Source organism: Streptomyces sp. NPDC107517, assembly GCF_055582645.1.
In genome coordinates, this window is the sequence record NZ_JBVJPM010000031.1 from 32,768 (window position 1) to 53,468 (window position 20,701).

General features: G+C 72.6%; 20 protein-coding genes and 1 pseudogene. 12 read left to right on the plus strand and 9 right to left on the minus strand.

The genetic code is table 11. The annotated features are described in order from the left end of the window. Window positions 1-19 precede the first annotated feature (19 nt). Window positions 20-263: pseudogene (locus tag ACZ67T_RS39405) on the plus strand (DUF2630 family protein). A gap of 92 nt (window positions 264-355) precedes the next feature. On the opposite strand, the gene ACZ67T_RS39410 reads toward ACZ67T_RS39405, so the two are convergent. The 3 genes from ACZ67T_RS39410 to ACZ67T_RS39420 form a co-directional block, all read right to left on the minus strand. Continuing rightward, window positions 356-1,030 carry a phosphatase PAP2 family protein gene (locus ACZ67T_RS39410; RefSeq protein WP_469990936.1) on the minus strand — a complete coding sequence of 225 codons (675 nt, stop codon included), beginning with the start codon at window positions 1,028-1,030 and terminating at the stop codon, window positions 356-358. Window positions 1,031-1,103: 73 nt separating this feature from the next. Next, window positions 1,104-2,039 carry a M56 family metallopeptidase gene (locus tag ACZ67T_RS39415; RefSeq protein WP_469990938.1) on the minus strand — a complete coding sequence of 312 codons (936 nt, stop codon included), beginning with the start codon at window positions 2,037-2,039 and terminating at the stop codon, window positions 1,104-1,106. Window positions 2,040-2,241: 202 nt separating this feature from the next. Continuing rightward, window positions 2,242-2,793 (minus strand): DUF5134 domain-containing protein, encoded by a 552-nt coding sequence (locus tag ACZ67T_RS39420; protein ID WP_469990940.1) that lies wholly within the window; start codon window positions 2,791-2,793, stop codon window positions 2,242-2,244. A gap of 216 nt (window positions 2,794-3,009) precedes the next feature. Here ACZ67T_RS39420 and ACZ67T_RS39425 point away from each other — a divergent pair, with 216 nt between their 5' ends. After that, the gene (locus tag ACZ67T_RS39425) at window positions 3,010-4,776 is read left to right on the plus strand and encodes an FUSC family protein (RefSeq protein WP_469990942.1); all 1,767 of its coding nucleotides are present in this window, start codon (window positions 3,010-3,012) and stop codon (window positions 4,774-4,776) included. Beyond that, a complete protein-coding gene (locus ACZ67T_RS39430) occupies window positions 4,773-5,303 on the plus strand; it encodes a MarR family winged helix-turn-helix transcriptional regulator (RefSeq protein WP_469990944.1) in 531 nt (176 codons plus the stop codon). Before ACZ67T_RS39425 ends, ACZ67T_RS39430 begins: the two co-directional genes overlap by 4 nt. Before the next feature lie 129 nt (window positions 5,304-5,432). Here the strand turns inward: ACZ67T_RS39430 and ACZ67T_RS39435 are convergent, their stop codons facing one another. Continuing rightward, on the minus strand, window positions 5,433-6,212 hold the full coding sequence (locus tag ACZ67T_RS39435; protein ID WP_469990946.1) for a FadR/GntR family transcriptional regulator: 780 nt from the start codon (window positions 6,210-6,212) through the stop codon (window positions 5,433-5,435). A gap of 142 nt (window positions 6,213-6,354) precedes the next feature. On the opposite strand from ACZ67T_RS39435, the gene ACZ67T_RS39440 reads away from it, so the two are divergent. Genes ACZ67T_RS39440 through ACZ67T_RS39465 form a run of 6 tightly spaced genes read left to right on the plus strand, consistent with a single transcriptional unit; the run spans window position 6,355 to window position 14,240 of the window. Further along, window positions 6,355-7,590: a M20 family metallopeptidase gene (locus ACZ67T_RS39440; RefSeq protein ID WP_469990947.1), complete on the plus strand. Its 1,236-nt coding sequence runs from the start codon at window positions 6,355-6,357 to the stop codon at window positions 7,588-7,590. Next, window positions 7,587-9,035, plus strand: coding sequence for an aldehyde dehydrogenase family protein (locus ACZ67T_RS39445; protein ID WP_469990949.1), 1,449 nt, complete (start codon window positions 7,587-7,589; stop codon window positions 9,033-9,035). The genes ACZ67T_RS39440 and ACZ67T_RS39445 overlap by 4 nt, the downstream gene beginning before the upstream one ends. Before the next feature lie 37 nt (window positions 9,036-9,072). Beyond that, entirely contained in the window at window positions 9,073-9,861 is a 789-nt protein-coding gene (locus tag ACZ67T_RS39450; RefSeq protein WP_469990951.1) for an SDR family NAD(P)-dependent oxidoreductase, read from the plus strand. A 34-nt stretch (window positions 9,862-9,895) separates the two neighbouring features. After that, window positions 9,896-10,243, plus strand: a complete 348-nt coding sequence (locus tag ACZ67T_RS39455) for a DUF3311 domain-containing protein (RefSeq protein WP_469990952.1) — start codon at window positions 9,896-9,898, stop codon at window positions 10,241-10,243. Then, complete coding sequence (locus tag ACZ67T_RS39460; RefSeq protein WP_469990954.1) at window positions 10,240-11,760, plus strand: sodium:solute symporter family protein; 1,521 nt, start codon at window positions 10,240-10,242, stop codon at window positions 11,758-11,760. The genes ACZ67T_RS39455 and ACZ67T_RS39460 overlap by 4 nt, the downstream gene beginning before the upstream one ends. Further along, on the plus strand, window positions 11,760-14,240 hold the full coding sequence (locus tag ACZ67T_RS39465; protein ID WP_469990955.1) for a penicillin acylase family protein: 2,481 nt from the start codon (window positions 11,760-11,762) through the stop codon (window positions 14,238-14,240). Before ACZ67T_RS39460 ends, ACZ67T_RS39465 begins: the two co-directional genes overlap by 1 nt. Window positions 14,241-14,263: 23 nt before the next feature. On the opposite strand, the gene ACZ67T_RS39470 is transcribed toward ACZ67T_RS39465, so the two are convergent. Together ACZ67T_RS39470 and ACZ67T_RS39475 are read right to left on the minus strand one after the other, a co-directional pair. After that, window positions 14,264-15,622, minus strand: a complete 1,359-nt coding sequence (locus tag ACZ67T_RS39470) for an NAD(P)/FAD-dependent oxidoreductase (RefSeq protein ID WP_469990957.1) — start codon at window positions 15,620-15,622, stop codon at window positions 14,264-14,266. A gap of 133 nt (window positions 15,623-15,755) precedes the next feature. Beyond that, complete coding sequence (locus ACZ67T_RS39475) at window positions 15,756-16,142, minus strand: VOC family protein (protein ID WP_469990959.1); 387 nt, start codon at window positions 16,140-16,142, stop codon at window positions 15,756-15,758. 79 nt (window positions 16,143-16,221) lie between these two features. On the opposite strand from ACZ67T_RS39475, the gene ACZ67T_RS39480 reads away from it, so the two are divergent. Further along, window positions 16,222-16,773 (plus strand): GNAT family N-acetyltransferase, encoded by a 552-nt coding sequence (locus ACZ67T_RS39480; RefSeq protein WP_469990961.1) that lies wholly within the window; start codon window positions 16,222-16,224, stop codon window positions 16,771-16,773. A 56-nt stretch (window positions 16,774-16,829) separates the two neighbouring features. Here the strand turns inward: ACZ67T_RS39480 and ACZ67T_RS39485 are convergent, their stop codons facing one another. The 3 genes from ACZ67T_RS39485 to ACZ67T_RS39495 form a co-directional block, all read right to left on the minus strand. After that, entirely contained in the window at window positions 16,830-17,513 is a 684-nt protein-coding gene (locus ACZ67T_RS39485) for a glycerophosphodiester phosphodiesterase (protein ID WP_469990963.1), read from the minus strand. A gap of 80 nt (window positions 17,514-17,593) precedes the next feature. Further along, window positions 17,594-17,719: a hypothetical protein gene (locus tag ACZ67T_RS39490; RefSeq protein WP_469990964.1), complete on the minus strand. Its 126-nt coding sequence runs from the start codon at window positions 17,717-17,719 to the stop codon at window positions 17,594-17,596. An 85-nt stretch (window positions 17,720-17,804) separates the two neighbouring features. Next, the gene (locus ACZ67T_RS39495; RefSeq protein ID WP_469990966.1) at window positions 17,805-18,389 is read right to left on the minus strand and encodes a PadR family transcriptional regulator; all 585 of its coding nucleotides are present in this window, start codon (window positions 18,387-18,389) and stop codon (window positions 17,805-17,807) included. 152 nt (window positions 18,390-18,541) lie between these two features. On the opposite strand from ACZ67T_RS39495, the gene ACZ67T_RS39500 reads away from it, so the two are divergent. Beyond that, on the plus strand, window positions 18,542-19,681 hold the full coding sequence (locus ACZ67T_RS39500) for an LLM class flavin-dependent oxidoreductase (protein ID WP_469990968.1): 1,140 nt from the start codon (window positions 18,542-18,544) through the stop codon (window positions 19,679-19,681). A gap of 71 nt (window positions 19,682-19,752) precedes the next feature. Continuing rightward, complete coding sequence (locus ACZ67T_RS39505; RefSeq protein WP_469990987.1) at window positions 19,753-20,697, plus strand: alpha/beta hydrolase; 945 nt, start codon at window positions 19,753-19,755, stop codon at window positions 20,695-20,697. Window positions 20,698-20,701: the final 4 nt, after the last annotated feature.

A 20,701-nucleotide genomic window follows, 5' to 3' on the forward strand; every position in this document is an offset into this window, starting at 1 on the left:
GATCAGGAGGCGTTCCGACATGGATCAAGAGCAGATCCTGGCCCGGATCACGGCGATGGTCGACGACGAGAAGTGGCTCCGCGTCGCTCGCCTCCGGTGAGATCGACGGTGCGACCGAGCACGAGCGCCTGGCCGCCGTGGAGCGCGAACTCGACCAGTGCTGGGACCTGCTGCGCCAGCGCCGGGCCAGGGCGGAGTTCGGCGACGACCTCGACGAGGCGAGGGTCAGGCCCGAGTCGCAGGTCGAGGGCTATCAGTCGTGAGGCCCGGTCGCGTCGGGACGGCCGGGACCGATCGGATCAACTCTTACGGATCAACTCTTGCGGGTCAGCCGTGACGGATCAGCCCTGACGGATCACCTGCTCGCCGCGAGCCGCTCGTACGCCGTCACCGACACGGTCACCGTCAGCGCCCCGAGCAACCAGCCGCCGAGTACGTCCGAGGGCCAGTGCACGCCGAGCCACAGCCGCGTGAGGCCCACGCCGACGACCGACACCACCGCGAGCGCGCACGCCGTGCGCCACAGGACGCGGCCCGCGCCGTAGCGGTGCAGCAGCCAGAGGGTCAGCCCGCACGCCACCGTCGCCGTCATGGCGTGCCCGGAGGGGAAGGCCGCGTAGTGCGCGGAGTCCACGGGGTCGGTCCACACCGGGCGGTCACGGCCGACGGCCGCCTTCAGGCCCTGCTGGATCAGTGTGCCCACCGCACATGTGGCCAACACCCATAGCGCGAGCCACCAGGCGTTATGGCGCCATACGAGCCAGACGACGACCACGGCGCACAGGGCGCGCATCGTCCACGGGTCCCAGAACCAGTCCGTCAGAAGCCGGTTCACCTGTGTCAGTCCGGGGTCGTCGACGGCCCAGCGGTGGAAGGTGCGCGCCAGTTCGCCGTCCAGCGTCATCAGCGGCTCCCAGCGCATCGCCACCGCGATCAGCAGCAGCGCGCTGAGGGCGGCGAGCACCGCCGACGCGCGTGCGGCCCGCGGATGCCGGGGACGGGGCGGGGAGTCGACCGGTGCCGGGTGCATGGGGAAGATCCTCACCCATGGGCGGCGCCGGTGGCCATCATGCGGAGCGGGCGCGTCCGGCTCGGTTCGCCGGTCAGCCCAGCGCGCGCAGGCCCGGCACGAACGTCACCAGGAGCGGCACCACCGGTACGAGGGCTGCCGCGGCGGTCAGGCGCAGACGCCGGGCCGGGGTGAGCCGCCGCGGCGGGGTCAGCAACCGGTGCACGCGCTGCGGCACATGGGACTGCGGCGTGGGGCAGGGGCCGAACACCCCGCGGTCCTCGTTGAGTTCGACCAGGGCGAGGGCGATGGTCAGCCGTCCGAAGCGGCGCGACGCCATGTCGTCGGCGGCCAGTTCGACGAGCCGGTGCATCTCGTCGCGGAACGCGGCGAAGACCGGAACCTGCGGGAAGCCCGTGGCCAGCGCACCCGAGCAGTGCAGCAGCCAGTCGTGCCGCCACTGCGCGTGGCCCCTCTCGTGCGCGAGGACCGCGTCCAGCTGACGGCCCTTGAGGCGGCGCAAGGCGGCCGTCGTGATGACCAGTTGGGGCGCGGCGCCCGGCAGCCACCAGGCGTCGGGGCGCTCACCTTCGAGGACCACGAGCCGGTCGCTGCCCGGCTCCTCGCCCGGCAACAGCGGGGAACGCACCAGGAGTTCGGCGCGCCGCTGCCTGCGTCCGGCCCCCGAGCGGAAGATCTCCCGGGCGAGCATCGCCGCGGTCCACAGGCCGCCGAGCGCGAGCGTCACGGCCAGCGTCGCCGCCCATCCGCCGGCCGCCCGGAGCGCGTACGCGTCGACGACGGCGTGCGGGGCGGACGCGAACACATGGCCGCGGACGGCCTGCCAGGCGGCGGCCGCGCTCAGCGTCATCGAGAGCGCGCAGCACAGGAGGACACCGGCCACCACGCACTGCCACACCCACAGGGCAACCACCGGCTCGCGCTCCGGCCATTCGGCCCGCGCGAGAAGGCGCGGGGCGAGGACAGCGGCGAGGGTGCCGAGCAGCAGCAGTGCTACGGGGACCGTCATGGCCTCAGCCTATGAGCCGGGGCTACCGGAGGGTACGGCCTGTCGCGTCAAGTGACGTACGCCACGGTTTTGGGCGGGCAGTTGTCCGCAATGGAGCAGTTTCCCGGGATCCCTGTCCGCGCGGGCTCGGGGCGGCGCCTCATCAACGGCCCCGGCCTGCGCGTCTGCAGGGGCGGCAGGTCGGCATGTCTGTCCTGCGCGTCTACATGGTCAGCAGCATCGCGACCATGGCGATGCCCATCGAGAGCCGGCAGGCCCGTGCCAGCTCCGGGCGGTCGCCCCACCCGGGCGCCGGCGGGCCGCCCCCGGCCGCCGTCGCGACCGGCACCAACCGCGCCCCCGACCAGAGCACGTACCCCGCGAAATAGAGCAGGAGCAGACCGGTCACCAGCGGTGCGCCCGCCCCCGCGTGACCTGCGTGCCCGCCCGGCGCCGCGGCCATCGCCACCGCCATGTACGCCATGGCGAACGCGCCCACCAGGTGGTGCAGGTGGTGCGCGCTCGAACGCGCCGCCCACAGCGCGCGCAGTGCCGCGGCCCCGAACACGACCGCGTACACCGCCCAGGCGGCGGGCGGGGGTGTGATCACCGCGGCGGGTATCGCCATGAGCGCCATGCCGAACCCCATGAGAGCCTCGCCGCCCGCTGTGCGGCGCTGCTCCTCGACTCCGCTGCGCATCCGCAGCAGGCAGTACGCCCCCGTCGCCGCGCACACCGCGACGAGCAGCCAGGCGGCCGAGCCCGGTCCGTGCACGCGAACCTCCCCCAGTCGGACGCCGTACTGCGTCGGGGACGAGATGCCCGTGCGCGGCGGGGCGCAATCGAGCGCAGGGGAGCACTGGGCGCTTTCGGCAGTGCTCCCCTGCGCGGGTGTTGCGCGGTCGGCTGTCGCCAGGGCGCAGTGAGTGGTTGTGGGGTCGGATGGAGAGACAGAAAGTTTCCAGGTAAAACACTTGCTAAACTTCTCTGTATGAGCAGCGCAGAAACGACCACCCCCACCCCCACCCCCACCCCGTCCCCGGCCAGGCCCGTCCGTCCGCTCCCGCTCGCGGGGGTGCTGCGTCTCCACAAGCCGTCCGACATCTGGTTCAAGCCCGCGACGAGTGTCGTCGTGTCCGCGGCGGTGCCGAATCTGACGCTGCTCGCCCTCGGCCGCCTCGACCTCGCGATGTACACGATGGCCGGCTCGCTGTGCGCGCTCTACGCGCACAACCTGCCGTACGCGGCGCGTGCCCGGGCTCTCGCCTGGGTCGTCCTCGGCATGCTCGCGAGCCTCGCCGCGGCCCTGCTCACCGCCTCGCTCACCTCTTCGGCGGCCGTGCTCGTGGCGGTCGGCGCGCTTCTCGCGGCCGCCCAGAAGACCCTGTGCGACGCGACCCGCATCGGCCCGCCCGGCCATCTGATCCTTACGTTCATCAGCTCCGCCAGCCTGTTCGCACCGCAGCACCTGGGGCAGATACCCGGCCACCTCGCCCTGACCGCCGGTGCCGGCGCCGTGGCCTGGCTCGTCGGCATGGCCCCCGCCCTCGTACGGCCGCACGGCCCGGAGCGGCGGGCCACCGCACGCGCCCTGAACGCCGCCGCCGCGTACGTGAGCGCGGAGGGCGGCGCACGCGAGCGGGCCAGGGCCGGTGCTGCCGCCGCCGTCCACGCCGCCTGGCAGTCCCTCCTCGCCACCGGCGGCCGGGGAGCCGCCCGTCGCGCCCTGCAGCGCCTGGTCGTGCGCGCCGAGGTCGCGCTCGCCGCCCCCGCCGACACCGACCCCGCACTCCTGCGCGACTGGGCCGCGGGCCTGCGCGGCACGGGACCCGTCCCGCGCATCAACCACGCGCACGCCCATGAGGTCGACGACGAAGTCCTCGGCGTCGAGGCCGAACTCGCCTTCGGCAAGCCGTCGTTGTGGCGCAGGCTCGCCCCCGGCTCGCCTCTCCTGCCGGTCGCCCTGCGCACCGCAGTCGGCTGCGCCCTCGCCGGATACGGGTCCCTCGCCCTCGGAATCGGCCGCCCGTACTGGGCCCTGGTCACCGCCGCCTCGCTCTACCAGGCCAATGTCACCCTCACCTGGAACCGCACCGTGCAGCGCGTGGCCGGCAATCTCGCCGGAGTGCTCGTCTTCGCCGCCGTGGTGCCCCTCGCCCACGTCGGCCAGATCTTCGTGGTCCTGTTCTGCCTGCTCTTCAGCTTCGGCGCCGAGGCGTTCATCTCCCGCAACTACTGGCTCGGCAGCGTCTGCGTCACCCCCATGGCGCTGCTGATCACCGAGTTCGCCAGGACGCAGGAGGCCGGCGAGCTCATCACGGACCGGGTCGTCGACACCCTTGTGGGGGCGCTGCTGGGCATCGTCGCCGCAGTGATCGTCACCAACCGGCGCGCCGCCGACCACATCGAGCTGGCTCTCGAAGCGACCGACCGCGCCCGCGAGGCCGCGGAACGCACCCTCACCGCCCCGCGGCCCGAGCCCGGCGCCCTGGAGTTCGCACGCCGCAGGCTCGCCGCAGCCCTCGTCGACCTGCGCGCCGCCGACGACACCGCGGCCGGAGAATGGTGGCAGCGCGCCCTGCCCGAGGAGCGTGTGGTCACCGCTGAGCAGGCCGGACACCGTACGCTCGCGGCGACGGTCCGACGCGCGACGCGGCGGACCGTCCGGAACACCGAGAACACCGAGAACACCGAGAACACCGAGAACACGGACGAGCACAGGGGCGGCACGGACGCCCGGGAGAACACGCGAGCATGACGACACGGAACGGCAGGGCGGCGGCGGAGGACACCGTCGCAGCGGTGGTGCGGCAGTGGCAGACCGTCCACCCCGACATCGATACCGGGCCCATGGAGGTCATCGGGCGGATCAACCGCTGCGCCGCCCTCCTCCAGCAGGCCGAGGACGCCCCGCTGCGCCGCGCCGGGCTGACCCGCGCCGAGTTCGACCTGCTCGGCGCGCTGCGCCGTACCGGTCACGAACTCACCCCGGGTGACCTCGCCCGGGAGACGTTCTCCTCGGGCGCCGCCGTCACCAAGCGGCTCAAACAGCTCCAGGAGCGCGGTCTGGTCGGCCGGCGCGGCGACACCCGCGACCGGCGCGTCTCCCACCTCAGCCTGACCGACGCCGGACGCGACCTCGTCGACGCGCTGCTGCCCGACCAGCTCGCGTACGAGAAAACGGTACTCTCCGGCCTCGGTGGCGCAGGGCAGGGTCAACTCAGTGTTCTGCTGGGCGAGTTGCTCGGCCAGCTCGAAGGTCGTCCGGGTGGTCAGCGCGCCTGATCCCGTCCTTTTCGCCATGGCTTGGCGGCGGCCCGCGGCGGTGGCCGCTTCGACGTGGAGGTCCCCGGCGGTGGCCAGCCGTAGCCGCTGCTCCGCGCTGAGCCCTCCGTCGGCAGCCCGCGTCAGTCCCTACGCCGAGGGATCCTCCACGGACGCCGCGAGCAACCGCCGCGTCTCCGGCTCCACATGGTCGGCGTAGTACTCGTACAGCGCCTCACGGCCGAGCCGGGCCGCGCGCGGCGCGTCGCCCGAGGTGATCGCGTCGAGCACCTGCCGGTGGTGGGTGATCGAGCGCTCCATCCAGGCGGTGGCGTCCGTGGCGCCCGCGATCTTCTCCTCGATGACCCCGATCACGGCCTCGTGCACCGCGCGGGCGCACAGGCCGAGCAGGGAGTTGCCGCTCGCCTCGGCGACGGCCCGGTGGAAGAGGGCGTCCGCCTCGCTGAAGGCGCGCAGGCTTCCCGTCGACGACGCGCGGAGGCGCTCCATCCGGTCGATCTGCTCCCGCATGCGGGCCAGGTCGTCGGGGGTGTGCAGGCGCGCGGCGAGGCGGTTGCTCTCCGCGTCGAGCACCATGCGGAACTGCACCAGTTCGCCGAGCGAGGCTGTACGGGCTCGGGTCAGGCGGCTCAGGGCCTGGCTGAGGTTGTCCGGGGAGACGCCGAGGACCTCGGCGCCCAGCGGATCGCCCGGCCGGGAGCGGATCAGGCCCGCCGACTGGAGCACGCGCAGCGCCTCGCGGACCGTCGAGCGGCCCACGTCGAAGCGCACGACGAGTTCGCGCTCCGCCGGGAGCCGGGAGCCGGGCGGCAGGTCGCCGCTGAGGATGCGCTCCTCGATCTGCTCGGCCACCCGCTGGTAGGCGCGGACCGGCTTCACCGGCTGGAAGAGATCGTCGTCGGGCGCCATGTGCCTCTCCGTGTCGGCCGGTTGCGCCGGAGTGAATCCATGATCCGACCATTGACCCGGGCGTGAACGTGGCGGCAGAGTACGGGAAATCAACTGGTCTGACCAGTCGACTGGCCTCGTGGCCGACCGACCTGGAGGTTCCATGCGTTCCCGCTCAACAGCCCTGTCCGTCCCCGAGACCGACGCCGAGGCGGCGGTCGCCCTCACCCAGGAACTCGTCCGGCTGCGCACGGTCAACGCAGCGGGAGCCCCCGAGGTGGAGCGCCCCGCGGCCGACCTCGTCCAGCGGCTCTTCACGGAGTTCGGCTGGAAGTACGAGGTGGTGGAGGTCGTTCCCGGGCGGCCCAACACCGTCGCGGTGGTCGAGGGCGGCGGCGGGGACGGTCCCACGCTGATGTTCGAGGGGCACATCGATGTCGTCACCGAGGGCGACACGGCCGACTGGACCGTCGATCCGTACGGCGCCGAGATCCGCGACGGAAAGCTCTGGGGCCGCGGCTCGGCCGACATGAAGTCCGGTGTCGCCGCCATGATCTACGGGGTCCGCGCCCTTCAGCTGGCCGGGCCCTTCCCCGGCCGGATCGTTGTCGGAGTGCTCTGTGACGAGGAGGGGCTGATGCTCGGCGCGAAGGCGTTCGCCGCGTCACCGCTCGCCCGCGAGGTGGACGGCGTCATCGTCTGCGAGCCCGAGGGCTACGAGGTGTGCACCTCGGCGCGCGGCGGGATCCGCCTCCGTCTCGACCTGCACGGCGTGATGGCCCACGGTGCCATGCCGCAGGAGGGCAGAAGCCCGATCGTCGCCGGCGCCCGCATCGTCGAGGCGCTCGCGGCCGTGCAGGAGTGGGCCGAGGAGCGCTACGGCGAGCATCCGTACGCGGGCCGCGTCACCGTCACCCCGACCGTGCTGCTCGGCGGCGACCCCGACCAGCTCAACGTGATCCCCGCACACGGCGTCGTCGGCATCGACGTACGGACCGTCCCGGGCACCGACCACGCCGAACTCATCGAACGCGTCAGGGAGTTCGCGGAGCGGGCGGCCTCCGGAGTGGGGGTGTCCGTCGAGGTCACCGTCGTCGACGACCGGCCTGCCGTCGAGATCCCCGAAGACCACCCCGTGGTCACCGCGCTCGTGGACGCGCACCGCCGAGTGCATGGCCAGGCGCCACCGTTCGGAGCCGTGCCCGGGACCACCGACGGCACGATCCTGACCCGCGACGCCGGTCTCGCCACCGTCGTGTACGGCCCCGGCGGCAAATGGATCGCGCACCAGGCCGACGAGTATGTCGAGGTGCGTGAGATCGCCGAGTACACGCGCGTGTACGCGGCCGCCGCGCAGGCCTTCCTCACCGCCCGTACGAACGGGGGAGCGGCGCGATGACGTATCCGCGAGAAGTGCCCACGGGCCTGCCGGTCGGGGACGCCTGGGTTCCCGCGCCGTCGCGACAGCCCGTCGTCTTCCCGTACGACGGGAGCGAGTTCGCCTCGGCTCCCGTCGGTGACGTGGACCTCGCGCGACGTGCCGTCGAGCACGCCGCCGGGCTCCGCAAGGAGGTCGCGGCCCTCTCCGCGCGGGTGCGGCGGGACGTGCTCACCGCAGTCGCGGCCGACCTGGAAAGTGTGTCGTCCCGGATGGCGGAGCTGCTCGTCCTGGAGACCGGCAAGCCCCGAGTCGACTGCGACATCGAGATGCAGCGCGCCGCCGCGACCTGGCGGGCCGCCGCCGACGAGGTGGCCCACCTGCACGGCGAGACCGTCCCGCTGGACCTCCAGGCCTCCGGCGACGGCATGTTCGGGTTCTGGACGCGCAAGCCCATCGGGGTCGTCGTCGGCATCGCCGGCTTCAACTACCCCGTACTCCTCGCCTCCCACAAGATCGCCCCGGCGCTCGCCGCGGGCTGTCCCGTGATCGTGAAGCCCGCACCGGCGACCCCGCTCGCCACCCTCTGGCTCACCCACCTCGTCCGCGAGCGCCTCGCCGCGGCCGGCGCGCCGCCCGGAGCGGTCCAACTCGTGACCGGCGACACCGAGGTGGGCCGCACCCTCACCACGCATCCCGACGTCGCGGCGGTCTCTTTCACCGGCTCCGCCACGGTCGGGCACCGCATCGCGCGGGACGCGGCCCCCCGCAAGGTCGTCCTCGAACTCGGCTCCAACGCGGCGCTCGTCGTCGCGGCGGACGCCGACCTCGACGCGGCCGCCGACGCCGTGGCCCGCGGCGGCTACTACGCGTCCGGGCAGGCGTGCATCTCGGTCCAGCGGGTCATCGCCGTCGAGGCGATCGCCGGCGCCCTCGAGAAGAAGATCGCCGAACGGCTGCCCGACGTCGTGGTCGGCGATCCGCGCGACACCGGCACCCGGGTCTCCGCACTCATCGACGAAGCCGCCACCGAGCGCGTCCTCGACTGGATCGGCCGGGCCAGGGCGGCCGGCGCCCGGGTCGTCGCGGGCGGGGGCCGCACCGGCGCGAGGTGCCTCGCCCCGACCCTGCTCGCGGACGTCCCCGACGGCGAACCCGCCTGGGACGAGGAGGTGTTCGGCCCCGTCGTGTGCCTGCGCACCGTCCCCGACCTCGATGCCGCGTACGACCTGGTCAACGCGAGCCGGTACGGGCTGCACGCCGCGGTCCACACCCGCGACCTCCGCGCCGCCTTCCGCGCGGTCGAAGCGCTCGACGTCGGCGGCGTCGTGATCAACGAAGTCCCCGGCTACCGCAGCGACATCGCCCCGTACGGAGGCGTCAAGGACTCCGGCACCGGACGCGAGGGGCCACGGTTCGCCATCGAGGAGCTGACGGTCACGCGGATGGCCGTCATCCGCCCCTGACGGATCACCTCAGCAGACAGAAAGGCAGCAGCACTTCATGGACTACGCGAATCTGTTCCGGCTCGACGGCAGGCGTGTCGCGGTCGTCGGCGGAGCGGGCGGCATCGGCCGTGAGGCCGTCCGCGCGCTCGTCGCCCAGGGCGCCGACGTCGTGGTCGCCGACCGGGACGAGGAGGGCGCCGAGCAGACCGTCGCCCTGGCCGGCGCGGACGCGGTCCGGTCCGGCACCGCGTGCGCCCACGCCCTCGACGTCCTCGACCCCGAGGCGATCCGCGCCGCCGCCGACGTGTGGGGCCCTGTCGACGCGCTCGTCGTCACCGTCGGCGCCAACGTCCGCAAGCGCATCGCCGACTACACGCTCGACGAGTTCGACCGCGTCATCGCCCTGAACCTGCGGGCCTACGTCAGCCTCGTCCAGACGTTCGCCCCCGGCATGGCGGAGCGCGGCCGCGGCAGCGTCGTCGGCTTCGCCTCCATGCGGGCCTTCCAGGTGGAGGCGGGCCAGAGCGTGTACGCCGCGTCGAAGGCCGGCCTCATCCAGTTCCTGCGCACCGCCGCCGCCGAATGGGGCCCGCGCGGCGTGCGGTTCAACGCCGTCGCCCCCGGCGTCGTCCGCACCCCGCTCACCGACCAGATCGCCGCGGACCCCGCCTGGTACGACGCCTACGCCCAGGCTTCCGCGCTCAAGCGCTGGGCCCGCGCCGATGAACTCGCCGGTGCCGTCGCCTACTTGGTCTCCGACGCGTCGACGTACGTCACCGGCAGCGTCCTGACCGTCGACGGCGGCTGGACCGCGGTCGACGGCCGCTACGACCCCACGCTCTGAACGATCCGCCGCCCTTCCCCCCTCAAGGAAGTTCATGTCCCCCACAGACGAGGCCGCCGGCCGCTCCCCGGAGCCGGACCCGCGCGAGGCCGACCCCCTCGACTCCCCGGAGCCCGACCCCCTCGAAGGACTCCCCACCCTCGGCGGCCGGGCCCGCCGCTCCCTCTGGATGCTGCTCGTGCCCGTCGTCCTCTACGGCGCCGCGCCCTTCGTCGCCAACCGCATCGAACCCCGCATCCTGGGTGTCCCGTTCCTGCTGGCCTGGGTCATCGCCGCCACGGTCATCAGCCCCGTCGCCATCTGGCTGGTCGCCCGCTTCGACCCGGCGTACCGCACCGGCGCCGTCGAACCCGTCCCCGCCGACGAGGGAGGCACCCGATGAGCGGCTCCGCAGCCGTCGCGACGACCGTGTTCGGCCTGGCCATGGTCGCCACCATCCTGATCGGCCTGCTCAGCGCGCGCGGCCGGTCCAAGGGCCTCGCCGAGTGGTCGGTGTCCAGCCGCGGCCTCGGCGTGATGTTCATCTGGCTCCTGATGGCCGGAGAGACGTACACCAGCTTCTCGTTCCTGGGGACCGCCGGCTGGTCGTACTCCTTCGGCGCCCCGATCCTCTACCTCGTCGCCTACCTCACCGTAGGCTTCGCCGTCGCCTACATCGTGGGCCCCGCCCTGTGGACGTACGCCTCCCGGCACCGTCTCATCTCGATCGCCGATATCGCCGAATTCCGTTTCCGCTCACGGCCGTTGGGGATCCTCGTCGCCGTCGTCGGGACCGTGTTCCTCGTGCCGTACATCCAGGTGCAGATCCAGGGCATGGGCGTCGTCGTCAACGCGATGACGTACGGGAGCGTCGACCTGCACGTCGCCGCCGTCATCTCGTTCGTCGTCGCCGAGGTGTTCATCCTCGTGTCGGGGCTGCGCGGCTCCGCCTGGGTGAGCGCCCTCAAGGACGTACTCGTGATCCTCGCGGTCGTCTTCCTCGCGGTCTACATCCCCCTGCACTACCTCGGCGGATTCTCCGACTTCATGCAGCGCATGGTCACCGAGAAGCCCGAGTGGCTCACCTTCCCCGGACACATGTCCGGCGGGCGCGACGCCGCCTGGTTCCTGAGCACCGTCGTCCTCAACGCCGTCACCATCACCATCTTCCCGACCACCGTGGCCGGCTACCTCAGCGCGAAGAGCCCCAACACGCTGCGGCGCAACGCCCTGCTGCTGCCGTGGTACCAGCTGCTCCTGTTCGTACCGATGATGGTCGGCGCCACCGCGCTGTTCGTGCTGCCGGGCCTGGGCAACCCCGACCTCGCCCTGTTCAGGCTGGTCACCGACTCGCTGCCGTCGCCCGTCGTGGCGGTCATCGGCGTCGCGGGCGCCCTGTCGGCGATCGTGCCGATGAGCGTCTTCATGCTGTCCATCGGCACCCTGTGGGGAAAGACCGTCCTCGGCGGCGGCAACGGCGCCGACCCGCGCCGCCCGCGGCCAGCCGTCAGCACCGACCACGACCTGCGCACCAAGCGCCGCTCGCAGGCGGTCTGCGTCCTCGCCGGCCTGGTCGCGCTCGGCGGCAGCCTCTTCTACCCCAACACGCTCGTCCAGCTGTCCGTCCTGTCCTACGAAGGGCTGGCCCAGCTCGTGCCCGTCGTCCTGCTCTCCCTGTTCTGGCGGCGCATGACCGCCCGCGCCGGGATCTCCGGCATGCTCGTCGGGCTCGCCGTGATGACGGCGCTGTGGGCCACCGACAACGACCCGTGGCACGGGGTCAACGGCGGCATCATCGCGCTGGCCGCGAACCTCGTGGTGACATTCGCACTCACCCGCGCCACACCGGCCCCGAGCGCCCCCGCCCCGCAACGGCCCACTGCCCCGGCCGCCTCGGCGGCCCGGACGAAGGAGTCCTGATGACCGACGAGAGCGCACCCGCCCTCCACCGCGCCGCCCGCATCGGCAGCCGCACCGGCGCCGGATCCGAGCCCGGCACGACCGTCGTGGCCGACGGCCGGATCAGCGGCCCAGGTGTACACGGCGACGGGGGAGACGTACCGGTGAACTCGCAAGCAGCGAACGACTTCGAGATACCCGGCCTCGCCGGCCCCGTGGAGATCCTCGTCGACCAGTGGGGCGTCCCCCATCTCTACGCCGGTTCCCAGGACGACCTGTTCCTGGCGCAGGGCTTCAACGCGGCGCGCGACCGCCTCTTCCAGCTGGACCTGTGGCGCCGCCGCGGACTCGGCCTCCTGTCCGAGGTGTTCGGCAGGCGGTACGTCGAACACGACCGCGCCGCCCGCCTGTTCCTCTATCGCGGTGACATGGCCGAGGAGTGGAGCGCGTACGGCGAGGACACCGAACAGATCACCACGGCGTTCGTGACCGGCATCAACGCCTACGTGTCCCTGTGCCGCCGCGACCCTTCCCAACTACCACCGGAATTCGGAGCGTTGCGCTACCAGCCGGCCTTCTGGGAGCCCTCGGACGTCGCCCGGATCCGCAGTCACGGCCTCCAGTACAACCTCCACGACGAGGTCGCCCGCGCCCTCACCCTGCGCGACCACGGCACCGCCGTCGAAGACCTGCGCCGCCGCCGCGAACCCGCCCCGCACGACCTCACCGTCCCCGAGGGCCTCGATCTGAGCGTCATCCCGGACGACGTGCTGCGCGTGTACGACCTCGCGACGGTCCCGCCCTGGCCCGACGCCGCCGCCCTCCACGGCATCGACGGCTCCAACAACTGGGTGCTCGCGCCCTCCAGGACCGCCACCGGCCGTCCCATCCTCGCCAACGACCCGCATCGCGCGGTCACCCTGCCCGCGCTGCGCTACATCGCGCACCTGACCGCACCCGGCATCGACGTCATCGGCGCGGGCGAACCCGCCCTGCCCGGCCTCTCCATCGGCCACAACGGGAACATCGCGTTCGGCTTCACGATCTTCCCGATCGACCAGGAGGACCTGTACGTCTACGAGACCGACCCCCAAAACCCCCGCGCCTACCGCTACGAAGGCCGCTGGGAAGCCATGACCCACGTCACCGAGACCATCCCGGTCAAGGACGGGGAGCCGGTCGAGGCCGAGCTGTGGTTCACCCGGCACGGCCCCGTCATCCACGAACACCCCACGCGCGACGCCGCGTTCGCCGTGCGCGCCGCCTGGCTCGGCCCCGGCATGGCGCCCTACCTCGGCAGCACCGGCTACATGCGGGCCGAAGGCCCCGACGCGTTCCTCGCCGCCCTGCGCCGCTGGGGCGCGCCCGGCGAGAACCAGGTGTACGCCGCGCCCGACGGCACCGTCGGATGGCGCCCCGCGGGCCGCGTCCCGGTCCGCCCGAACTGGGACGGCACCCTGCCCGTGCCCGGCGACGGCCGGTACGAATGGGACGGCTTCCTCGACGCCGACGCACTGCCCGCCGAACGCGACCCGGACCAGGGCTGGTTCGCCACCGCCAACCAGATGAACCTGCCGCCCGGCCACCCCAACGACCGCGACACGGTCACCTACGACTGGTACGCCCCCACCCGCCACCACCGCATCGCCGAAGAGCTCGACGCGCGCACGGACTGGACCGTCGAGGACTGTGTACGGCTCCAGACCGACACGGTCAGCCTGCCCGCACGCCGCATCCTGCCGCTGCTCGCCGATCTGGCCGCCGACGACGAACCGACGGCGCGGGCCATCGGCCTGCTGCGGCACTGGGACGCCGACGTCACGGCGGACTCGGCGGCCGCCGCGCTCTTCGAAATGTGGTACCGCCGCCATCTGCGCCCCGCCGTCTTCGGCAAGGCACTGCGACACGTCGCCCCCGACGCCGAGCGCGCCGCGGCCCTCGCCCGGATCCTGCCGCCCGACGACCCGACCTCCGACCCGCGCGTCGACCTGGACCTGCTCACCGACGCGCAGACCGCCCTCGACCCGGGCACCCTGCTCGCCACGCTGACCGCCGCCGTCGCCGACCTCTCCGCCCTTCTCGGACCCGATCCGGCCGCATGGACCTGGGGCGCGCTCCACCACGCCCGCGTGTTCCACCCGGTGACCGCCCTCCAGGACGGACCGCAGCCGCCGTGGGCGTCGGTCGGTCCCGCCCCGCGCGGCGGCAGCGGTGACACGGTGGGCGTCGCGCCGTACGGACCCGACTTCCGCCAGACGACGGGCGCCACGTTCCGCCTGGTCGTCGACGTCGGCTCCTGGGACGACTCGGTGGCCATGAACTCACCGGGCCAGTCCGGGAATCCGGACAGCGAGCACTACAGCGACCTGTTCGCCACCTGGGCCGCCGACGGCTCCTTCCCGCTCCTCTACACCCGCGAGCAGGTGGAGAAGCACACCACGCGGACGATCACCCTGCGCCCGCCCGCGCCGGCCACCGCTCAGGACCCGAACGGGAGATAGGCCACTTCACCGGGCCGGCCCTGTCACCGGCCCTCGACATGCGCCGTCACCATCGCGTGCACTTCCTCCGGCGTCAGATACGCGTCCGTCTTCTCGAAGTCCTTCAGCGTCGCGGGCCGCTGCGCCTGGAACCCCGTACGCACGAAGTCGTCGCCGGCGACGGCGTTGAGCCCCCAGTTCGCCGCCGTGCGGAAGCGGGCCGTCCCGGTGCGCAACGCGCCCAGGTGGTAGGCCCGGGCGACGACCTGGGCGGGCAGCCCGGTCAGCTGCACACCGAGCGGCTTGGACACCGCCTGAATGCCGCCCAGGTCCACCACGAGCCCCAGGTCCTTGTGCCGGTACGGCTTCAGCGGCTGTCCGCGCAGCGCGGCCGCCACGTTCTTCGCGGCCGCCCAGCCCTGCCGCATGGCGTGCTGGGCGGTCGGCGGGCAGATCTCGTCGGCGCCCTTCTCCAGGTCCGGCACCGCGGCCGCGTCACCGAGCGCGAACACACCGTCGAGCCCCGGAACCCTCAGATCCGGCTCCACGACGAGCCGGCCCCGGTTCGTCTCCGCGCTGAGCGTCGCGATCAGCGGGCTCGGGGCGACACCCGCCGTCCAGATCAGCGTGCGGCACGGCAGTACACGGCCGTCCGTGAGTGTCACCGTGTCCTCGGTCGCCTTCGCCACGGACACACCGAGCGACACATGCAGTCCGCGCCGCTCCACGATCGACAGGGCCTTCTCACCGAGCCGGTCACCGAGCTCGGGCATCAACTTGGGCGCGATGTCGACGAGATGCCACTTGATCTGCGCCGGGTCGAGCCCCCGAAGGCGCTTGGCGGCGGCGGTGGTCAGGCGCTGCAGATAGGCGGCCGTCTCCGTACCGGCGTACCCGCCGCCCACCACCACGAACTGCAGCCGTGACTCCCGCTCGGCACGGTCGGTGCCGGCAGCGGCCAGGTCGAGCTGCGAGATGACGTGGTCGCGGATCCAGGCCGCCTCCGCCAGCGTCTTCACGCCGACCGCGTACTGGTCCACACCGGGGATGTCGAACTGCCGCGTGACGCTGCCCGGCGTCAGGACGAGGTAGTCGTAGCGCTCCACCACCGTCTCGCCGTTGATCTTCCGTACGACGACGGCCTTCGCCTCGGGGTCCACCCCCACCGCGCCGCCCGGCACGATGCCGGTGTGCCGCAGCATGCGGCGCAGCGGCACGGCCACCGACTGCGGAGTGAGCACGCCCGAGGCGACTTGGGGGAGCAGCGGCAGGTACAGCTGATGGTCGAACGGACTGACCAGCCGCAGCTGCGCCTCGCCCGGCTTGAGGATCTTCTCCAGCTTGTGCGCGCACTCCATGCCGGCGAATCCGCCGCCGACGATCAGGATCCGAGGAGCTGCCATGCGATGTCTCTCCAGGGTCGGGCTCATCCGGACGCGAAGGGGCCGGTCTGCGGCCATTCCGCCATACTCTTCCGCGCGCGGGTGCCGCGCACGCTGAACGGGTCTTCCGCTCCCGTACCCCGGTCCCGCTCTCTCAAGGCCGGTAGCGCAACGGATGGTCCTCGGGCACTTCGGTGATCACGATGCGGACGCCGTCCGGATCCGAGATCCACATCTCGATGAGCCCCCACGGCTCCTTGACCGGCGGCCGGAGCACCTCGACGCCGCGTGCCGCCAGTTCCTCGTGCGCGGCCGCCGCGTCCGCGACCTGGAGCCACAGCTGGAGCCCGGGCGACGGCGGCGTCTGCGACCGGCCGGACACCTCCAGGAAGCCGCCCCCGAGGAAGTAGACGGTCCCGCGCTCGGGCCCCGTCCCGAACTCCCGGTACACGGCGAGGCCGAGCGCCCCGCCGTAGAAAGCCCGTGACCGCTCGGGATCGGTGGGGCGAAGAAGCGTCCTGCTGCTCAGTACGTGAACCATGCGAACGCAGCGTAGAGGCTCGGCGTTAGGCTCGACGGCGCCCGCGCCGACAGCCGTGCACGAGATCGGAGACCGTCCCATGTCCATCGCTCCCCGCCCCACGACCGGCGACCTCACCTTCCGGGACGCCACCGACGCCGATGTCGACGTGCTCGTCGCGCTGATCGAGTCGGCGTACCGCGGGGACTCCAGCCGCACCGGCTGGACGACCGAGGCGGACATCCTGGAGGGGCAGCGCACCGACCCGCAGGGCGTCGTCGACGTCATCAAGTCGCCGGACAGCCGTCTGCTCACCGTCGAGCGCGACGGCGCGGTCGTCGCGTGCTGCCAGCTGGAGCACCGCGGGGAGCACGCCTACTTCGGCATGTTCGCCGTGAGCCCGGCCCTCCAGGGCGCGGGGCTCGGCAAGGTGATCATCGCGGAGGCGGAGCGCACCGCCCGCGAGGCCTGGGGCGTGCGCGAGATGCACATGACGGTGATCTCCGTACGCGAGGACCTCATCGCCTGGTACGAGCGCCGGGGCTACCGCCGTACGGGAGAGATGACCCCCTTCCCGTACGGCGACGAGCGCTTCGGCATCCCGCAGCGGGACGACCTCCAGTTCGAGCTGCTGGTCAAGTCCCTCGGCTGACGTGGCCTCCCGGCCGGCACCCGGGTCCCGTGGCCGGCTCGGGCCGCTCGGCCGGCTCAGGCCGTGAAGCGGCCGGTCCGTTTGATCTCCGGGTGATCGGTCGTCGCGCCGTCCAGGCCGAGCGCCCGCACCAGGCGCAGATCGTCCTGCGTGTTCACGACCCAGCCGATGATCCGCAGGTCCGCCTTGCGGGCCCGCTCGACGATCTCCTGCGTCAGGCGCCGGATGTTGAGGACCAGGGACGTGGCGCCGACGGCGGTGGCCCGGTCCACCACATCGGTGCCGTACCGGCTGGCCACCAGCGCCGTACGGACGCCCGGCACCAGCCGGGCGATCTCGGCGACGGCCTCGTCGTGGAACGAGATCACCTCGACGCGGCTCACCAGATCACGGCGCAGCATGACCTCTGCGAGGGCGCGCGCCGCGGCGACGTCCTTGATCTCGGCCTGGAGGGGCGTGGAGACGGCGTCGAGCACCTCCTCGAAGACCGGCACCCGTTCGCCGCGCCCGGCGTCGAGGGCGCGCAGCTCGGCGAGGGTCTTGTCGGCGATGGGGCCACGGCCGTCCGTCGTGCGGTCGACGTCGGCGTCGTGCATGACGACGAGGGCGCCGTCCTTGCTCAGATGCAGATCGAGTTCGATGACGTCGAGGCCCGCGGCCTGCGCGGCGACGAAGGACCGGAGGGTGTTCTCGGGTTCGACACCCATGACTCCACGATGCCCGATGGTGAGGAAGTTCAAGATCGTCTCGCTTCCGTCGACGGCGGCTCGGCGTCCGCGCGAGGTCGTGGACGGGGTCGCCCGCGCGGCACGGCCGAAGCCTAACGGCCCGTCTCCACGATGGGACCGGTCCGACGCGAGGGAGTGGAGTGGTCCGTTCTGGTTGCGGTGATTCCGAGGACCAGTCCGGTGATGACGGCGGCGACCAGGACGGCGCGGATGCTCACGCTTTGGGCTCCAGACGGGCGGAGGGGCAGGGAAGGGGCGGGGACCGGTCCGTCCTACCGCCGCGGCAGCCTGCCGCGGGAAGTGTCACCCGTGGGTGGGCGAGTCCCCCGGCGGTTGACCGGGCGCCGCGTCCAGGTCGTCCAGCATGGCCTCGGCCAGTTCGACCTCTGCCGCGAGCCGCCGCTCGCTCCAGCGCAGCGCGATCTGCGGATGGGCCCACGCCTCCACCCCGTCGGCCCTCTCGAGCGCGTCCCGGACCTCCTTCAGTTCGCCCTTCGTGCGCGCCACGTGTTCCGTCACCAGGCCACGCAGGTGCTCCGGCGCGGCGAGGTGCCCGAGCCACACGCGCAGCAGCACGGGGTGCTTGAGCACGGGCGCGCCGAGGCCCTGCCCGCCCCCGGCCCACACCGCGAGCGCCCCGCGCCCCTCTTCGGTGATCGCGTACGTTCGCTTGGCGCGCGGCTCCTCGGCCCCGGAGTGCAGGGAGGTGACGTAGCCCAGTGATTCGAGGCGGCGCAGTTCGGCGTAGATCTGGCTGATGGCGGGCGACCAGTAGAAGAACCTCAGGGAGGCGTCGGCCCACTTCTTCAGCTCGTATCCGGTGCGTTCCCCGGGGAAGGACAGCAGCCCGAGGACGGCCCAGGCGGTCGGTGGCAGGTCGTCAGCCATGCGCCGCATTGAAGTGACCGGAACCGGTCACCGCAAGACCTGGAGCCTTTGTCATTGCCGAATACCGTCGTCGGTCTTGCCCCTGGAAGACGTGACGGTTAGTCATATACCTAACCGGAACAGTGCGTGTGGTCCAACTCCCTGGAGGCAACGTGAAGTTCTCCGTCATCTTCGAGGCGCAGCTCGCCGATCCCACCGTCGAACACGAACACCAGGTCATCCACGACTGCGTGGAGCAGGCGGTCCTCGCCGAGGAGATGGGCTTCGACCGCATCTGGGCCGTCGAGCACCACTCCCTCAAGTGGTACGCGCACATGTCGGCCCCCGAGATCTTCCTGACCTGGGTCGCCGCCCGCACCAGCACCATCCGGATCGGGCACGGTGTCGTCTGCATGCCCTTCAACTTCAACCATCCCGTGCGGGTGGCCGAGCGGGCCGCCATGCTCGACCTGCTCTCCGGCGGCCGCCTCGACCTCGGGGCCGGCCGGGGCGGCACCAAGCAGGAGACCTCCCTGTGCGGTGTCGACAAGGACCGCACGACGCAGGAGGTCGAGGAGGCGCTGCGGATCATCGGGAAAGCTTGGGAGAAGGACGAGCTGGAGCACCACGGGGAGCTCCTCGACATCGACCCGCACCCCGTCCTGCCGCGTCCGAAACAGGAGCCCCACCCGCCCCTCTTCCTCGCGTGCAGCCGCACGGAGACGCTCACCCAGGCGGCCGAACTCGGCATCGGCGCCCTCGTGATGGGCTTCGCGGGCCCCGAGTCGATCGCCGGCATGCGGCGCGCCTACGACGACGCGATCGCCGCCCGTACCCCCGACCGCTTCGTGTCCGGCGTCGTCAACGACCACTTCTCCGTCCTGTGCCCGACCATCGTCCTGGACGACCGGGAGACGGCCCGGAACATCGGGATCCGCGGCCAGCGGTTCTTCGCGCAGTCCATCGGGCACTGGTACGGCGGTGCGGGCGTCCCCGACGAGGCCGTGGTGGAGGGCGCGGACGAGGCGGCCGACATGCGCAGGGCCGCCGAACAGGTCGTGGCCCGCCTCCACGAACACCAAATCCCGGTACGTCCCACCGCGACGGCCACCTTCAACGCCGACCACGCCTACGGCACCGCCGACGACGCCATCGCCTACGTCGAGCGGCTGCGCGACGCGGGCGCCGACGAGATCATGTGCCTCGTCCAGATGGGCACCGTCCCCCAGGAGGCCTGCCTGGAGACGCTGCGGCAGTGGGGCGAGAAGGTCATCCCGCACTTCCGCGCCCAGGAGCAGGCGGTGTCCGCATGAACCCCGCGCCCGAGGACCGCCTCGCATCCGAGGACCGCCTCGCACCCGACGTCCGCGCCCTGGTCGACGCGATGACCGCGTTCTTCCCCGACCTCGGTGGCGCCGTCACCGACGCGGCCGAGGCCCGCCGCATCCTGGCCGCGGCTCCCGCGTCACCGCTCCCGCCACCGGTCGTCGGCTCGGTCGAGGACCGCGACATCCCCGGCCCCGCCGGAGCGCCCCGGATCCCCGTGCGGATCTACCGACCGGACCCCGACGAGGCCCCGGGCCCGCGCCCCACCGTCGTCTTCCTCCACGGGGGAGGGTGGGCGATCTGCGGCCTGGACAGCCATGACTCCACCGCCCGCGGGCTGTGCCGCGAGGCGGGGGCGGTGGTGCTCTCCGTCGACTACCGGCTCGCCCCCGAGTCGCCCTTCCCGGCCGCCGTCGACGACGCGTACGCGGCGCTGTGCTGGGCGGCCGACCACCACGCCGCGCTGGGCGGCGACGCGGGCGCCCTTGTCGTGGCGGGGGACAGCGCGGGCGGGAACCTCGCGGCTGTCATCTGCCTCCTGGCCCGGGACCGGGGCGGCCCGCACATCGCGCTCCAGGCCCTCGTCTATCCGGCCACCGACGCGCATCAGTCGACGGAGTCGTTCGCGCGGAACGCCGACCGCTACTTCCTGACGGCGGCGCACTGCCGCTGGTTCGCCGAGCAGTACCTCGGCCCGGACGGCGACCGGTCCCACCCGCACGTCTCGCCGCTCCTGGCCGACCTTGCCTCGCTGCCGCCCGCCCACATCGTGACCGCGGGCTGCGACCCCCTGTGCGACGAGGGGCTCGCGTACGGGTCGGCCCTGCGCGAGGCGGGTGTGGCGGTCACCGAGAGCCACTTCCCGGGGATGTTCCACGGCTTCTTCGGCTTCCCCGAGCTGCTCGACGACGCCCGCACTGCCCTGGCGGATGTGGCGAAGGCCATCGTTTCAACCGCGTCGGGCAGGAAAAACGACGGTGAACCAGGGGGTCACGCAGGATAACTTC